General features: G+C 69.5%; 2 protein-coding genes and 1 pseudogene. All 3 read left to right on the forward strand.

Going from position 1 to position 4,859, the window contains the following annotated elements; genetic code table 11:
* Nucleotides 1-465, forward strand: a pseudogene (locus tag ACWD35_RS44845) (IS3 family transposase); the annotation flags it as partial.
* A 178-nt stretch (nucleotides 466-643) separates the two neighbouring features.
* Entirely contained in the window at nucleotides 644-829 is a 186-nt protein-coding gene (locus ACWD35_RS44850; protein ID WP_451357077.1) for a hypothetical protein, read from the forward strand.
* Nucleotides 830-1,294: 465 nt separating this feature from the next.
* On the forward strand, nucleotides 1,295-4,693 hold the full coding sequence (locus ACWD35_RS44855) for a HelD family protein (RefSeq protein WP_451357078.1): 3,399 nt from the start codon (nucleotides 1,295-1,297) through the stop codon (nucleotides 4,691-4,693).
* The last annotated feature ends 166 nt before the right edge of the window (nucleotides 4,694-4,859 follow it).

Below are 4,859 nucleotides of genomic sequence, written 5' to 3' on the forward strand. Positions count from 1 at the left end.
CGACATGGCTCTACCTCGCCACGGTGATCGATATCTGTTCGCGGCGGGTGGTGGGCTGGTCGATCGCGGACCACATGCGCACCTCGCTGGTCACCCGACGCGATCGAGATGGCCGTGGCCGCCCGCGGCGGTCAGGTCCACGGCGTCGTCTTCCACACGGACAGAGGAGCCCAGCACAGCGCGGCCACCTTCGCCGAGGTCTGCCGCCGCCACGGCATCCGCCGCAGCATGGGCCGGGTCGGCTCGAGCTACGACTGTGCCCTCGCCGAGTCGTTCTTCCAGGGGCTCAAGCGCGAGTTGCTCCACGGACGCCGCTGGACCTCGAAGGCACAGACCCGACTCGAGCTGTTCTGCTGGCTGGCCTACTACAACCGGCGCCGCCGTCACTCCGCCCTCGGCTACCTCACACCAGTCGAGTTCGAACAACAGCTCACCACATCACATACGCTGTCACTCGCCGCATGAAACCCGGTGTCCACTCCCGAGGTTCAGCCTCACCCAGGGCCTTCCCCCCCCGAGACGCACAGCCACGTGCTGCCAGGCCTGTGCCGTATCACCCTGGAGAACGCCTTCCTGGAGGCCGCGTGGATCCGCCACCACCGCACCGGCGGATCGGAACACGACCTCCGCCCTCTTCGGCGACGTGAGGCGCGGTAACGACGTCAAGGAGGATGTGCGCCGCCGCTACGGAAGCCCGGCGTGCTCCCTGATCCAGCAGTGCCAGAAGGGAGCCCATCCCGACGGCACCTCGATCCCCAACCCCCACCGCTTCGTCACGCACGTCGAGAACCTGGCGCAGAAGATCCGCAAGCCGGAGGTGACCGCATGACCGCCCCTTCCCTCGCTTCCGTCGAAGGTCTGCTGCTCACGGCCGACCGCCTCCTCGACGGCGAACTCGCCGACGCCACCACCGCCTGCCGGTACCGCGGCGCCTGTCTCGCTCTGCGGACCGCGCTGGGAGCTCTGCGTCGACCGGGTGCTGGAAGCCGCGACGCCCGGCCTGTCCCGCACCACGGGGCGCGCCAAGCTGCTCCTCCTGCACTCCGCCGCGCCGGCGGAGGCGGCCCGACGGGCGAAGGCCCTCTAGTCCCAGCCGAGTCTGGGGTGCCATTACCACCTGTACGAGCTTGGGCCCACGTACGACCAGGTACGGGCCTGGCGGACCGAGACCGACGGCCTCGTCCGAGAACTGATCCACTGACTGTTCGTCACCGTCCGGTTTCTGATAGTTGTTTCAGCGGGGTACGGGCACATGCCCGTGGCGGTGTTCCCCGGCACCGCAGGGAGGACGCACATGAGCACCACGACGCGGGACGAGATCCTCGCCGGCGAGCAGCGGGCGGTGGACCACGCGTACGACTGCTACACCACGAAACTGGCCGAACTGAGCGGCACTTCGGCCGCCACCGCCTCGGCGAGCGGCAAGGACGGAATCGCCAACCGGGCCGGGGCCGAGGCTCGCGCAGAGGCATACGGGGGGCTCGGCGACGAAGCCCTGGTCTTCGCCCGCATCGACGCGCCGGAGGACCCGGGAGGAGACCCCCGTCCCTGGTACATCGGGCGCCGCGGCGTGCACGACGCCTCGCACGAGCCGGTGGTCCTGCTGTGGACCAGCCCCCTGGCGAAGAAGTGGATCGAGAAACGGCCCGAGAACCCGGGCGAGGTGGTCCTGCGTCGGCAGCTCCGTTGCGTACAGCAGATCGTCGAGAGTTACTTCGACGAGATCTCCTTGCCGATGCCTGTTCCCGTGCCCTTGGCCGTACCCGAGCCCGCCGCCGTACCGGAGCCCCGTAAGGCCGCCGACGACAGCGCGGCGGGGGAGACGGAGGCGCCCCCCGCCCCGGAGAGTGCGTCGGCGCCCACGCCCGGTGATGTCGTACGACACCAGCGGCGGAAGGCGCTCCAGCCGGACGACTTCCTGCTGCGGGAGCTCCAGCGGTCGCGTGGCGGCCGGATGAGGGACATCGTCGAGACCATCCGCCGTGACCAGATGGAGCTGGTCACCGGCTCGCCCTCGGACATTCTCGTCGTGCAGGGCGGCCCCGGTACCGGCAAGTCGGCGGTCGGTCTCCACCGAGTGACCTGGCTCGTCAACAACGAGCACTTCAAGGCCCAGGACATCCTCGTCATCGGCCCCCATCAGCGGTTCCTCGACTACGTCGGTCAGGTCCTCCCCACTCTCGGCACCCGGGACGTCAACGCCGTCCAGCTGGACCGGCTGTGGGAGGGCGAGATTCTCGGTGCCGACTCGCCGAAGGCGCGTCTCGTGAAGTCGGACGAGCGCATGGCGGCTGTCCTGCGGCGTCGCGTTGAGAGCGACTACCGACCTGAGGCTCTCGATGCCCTCACCGTCGATCCTTCTTTCGAGGGCGATGAGCCCGCGATCGTCGTCACCGCCGGCAGTACGACCCTCCGCGTGCCGAAGTCCGAGGTCCTCGCCATCCTCGACCGGGGCCACGCCGGCGACGGGCCCTTCCGGGAGCGGCGCGACCGTTTCCGAGGCCTTTTCGTCGACCGGCTCCTCCAGGAGCTCGCCGACATCGCCCCACGTCGCGGGCAAACCGGCACGATCCGCCGTGACCTGGAGCGCAACCGCCGGGTTGAGCGTCTCGTCGAACGCCTCTGGCCGTCCCCCGGCCCCCGGGAGGCCCTGCGCAGCCTCTACGACTCGGCCGACCTCCTGCGGGACTGCGCCGACGGCATCCTCGACGAGGACGAGCAGGCGGCCCTGCTGCGACCCCGCGCCGCCAGCGCCGACGCCGACCCGTGGACCCTCGACGACCACGTCTGCCTCGAAGAGCTCAGCCTGCTGATCAGCGGCGACACCCCGCCGAGATACGGCCATATCGTCGTCGACGAGGCTCAGGACCTCACGCCCATGCAGGCCCGCTCCCTGCGGCGTCGCTGTGCCGTGGGCGGCTCCATGACCGTCCTGGGCGACCTCGCGCAGGCGACGGGTGCCCACATCCCGACGAGCTGGGACCTGCTCGGCGCACTTCTCTCCGACCACGGCGACTGGAGCGTGGCTCAGCTCACCACGAGCTACCGTGTCCCCGCCGAAATCATGGAGTTCGTTGCTCCGCTCGCACATGCGATCGCTCCGGCCCTGCCGTACCCGCAGGCTGTCCGGGAGGCGGGAGCGGACGCCGTACGGACTGTGGCGACCGAGCCGTGGAAGCTGCTCGACGACACCGTCGCCCATGCGGCCCGGCTCATGGACACCAGTGATGGCAGCACCCCCCGCTCTGTGGCCGTCATCGTTCCTGACGACTCGGGCTGGCTGGACGCCATCAGCCGCAGGATCGCCGAGGACGGCGACGTCGGCGAGCGGAACGGCAAGGCTGTCTCCGTGCTGGCCGCGGCTCAGGTCAAAGGCATGGAGTACGACCACGTCCTGGTCGTCGAGCCCGCCACGATTGCCGACCGCGGCCCCGCCGGTCAGCGCCAGCTGTACGTCGCCCTCACCCGCAGCACCCAGAGCCTGACCGTCCTGCACACCGCCCCGCTGCCGGAGGCGCTCACTGGCGCCGGGGACGCCCCGGCCCCGACGGTGCCCGATGCCCAGCCGGAGGGTGGTGGGGTCGGAAGGCTTCCCCGGATCGGTACCGACGTCCGGGTCGAGGTCGTGGACCGGGCCCCGGGCGGTCGCTTCAAGGTCAAGCCGTTGTCGCCGATGATCGACCGTCCGCTCGTCCTCACCGTCCGCCATGGGTCGGTTCCCCCGCTGCGGGGGGAGAAGCTGGACTGCTGGGTGTTCGCCAACGAGACGACCCAGACGGTGCTTGCCGCCGACCAGCGTGGTCGGTCGCCCGTTTCGGAGCGGATGGCCGGGCGCTACCTCGCGGCACTGGATGTTCTTGGAGAACTGACCGAGAGCGACAGCGACGTTCCCGACGCCCGCAGCCGTCTCTCCGAACTCCAGGGCATGGCTAACCGCATCCTTCGACGGGACCAGGCCGACTGGGTCGACGTGCTTCACCTGTTCGGCGATCCCGACAGAGAACGACTCGGAGTTCTTCGCGACCTCGCCGCGACGACCAACCGCGCGCTCAAGGAGGGCACTTTCGACGTGGGCCGGCTCGCGGAGGGGTTGGCAGCTTCCGGCTGGGCGGGGCCCCTTGCTGAAGCGCGGCGAGAACTCCAGGAGCGCTTCGGCATGGCGACGAAGCCGAACTCCGACGGCGCGGTCCCCGTCGCCCCGACGCAAGCCGATCAGAAGGAAGAAGTCCAGATGACCACCGCGGACACCACCGCCACAACACCGGCTGCGACCGCGAAGGATGGCTTCCTTCGCGCGCTGGAGACGGCCGCCAGCACCGACCGCGCGTGCAAGAAGCACGAAGCGGTTCGTCACGCGCTGAAGGCATCACTCCTCTGGGTGGACCTCCAGCCGACCGACTCAGTGATCGTCGACGTCAGCTGCGTCACCCAGCACGGTCTCTTCCTCTACGAGGCCTTGGGCGCAGGCTGCTCTACCTATGCGGACCTGCGATCGGGCGCGACCCGTCTGCTCGAGATCAACCACACGCTGCCCGAGCCGGCTGACGGCCTCTACCTCGTTCTTGCCGAACCGCCCGCTGAGGACTGGTCTGTAGACATGATTCGCGACGTCTTCCGTGTCAATGTCATCTGGCGCAGCCCGACCGGCTGGGGCGGCGAGAACGCAGACGTCGCTTTTGGAGCCTCCGGATGAGTTCCCCGCCAGGTGGCCGAAGGGCCCGCCGCGCCTCAGTGCTACCGGCGGTCGGACGCCGGGTGTGGGCCGATCCGGAACCCCGGAGACATTGGCGTCGCTTCTTCGAGTGCACACGGTCGACCTAGAGTTGGTCTCATGAGCCGTTGGCAGGAGTTGACCGGGG

The organism is Streptomyces sp. NPDC002671 (genome assembly GCF_053592475.1).

What these genes read in the sequence shown, in the direction of transcription:
- ACWD35_RS44855 (WP_451357078.1), top strand. Translation starts at nt 1,295, where the DNA reads ATGAGCACCACGACGCGGGACGAGATCCTCGCCGGCGAGCAGCGGGCG.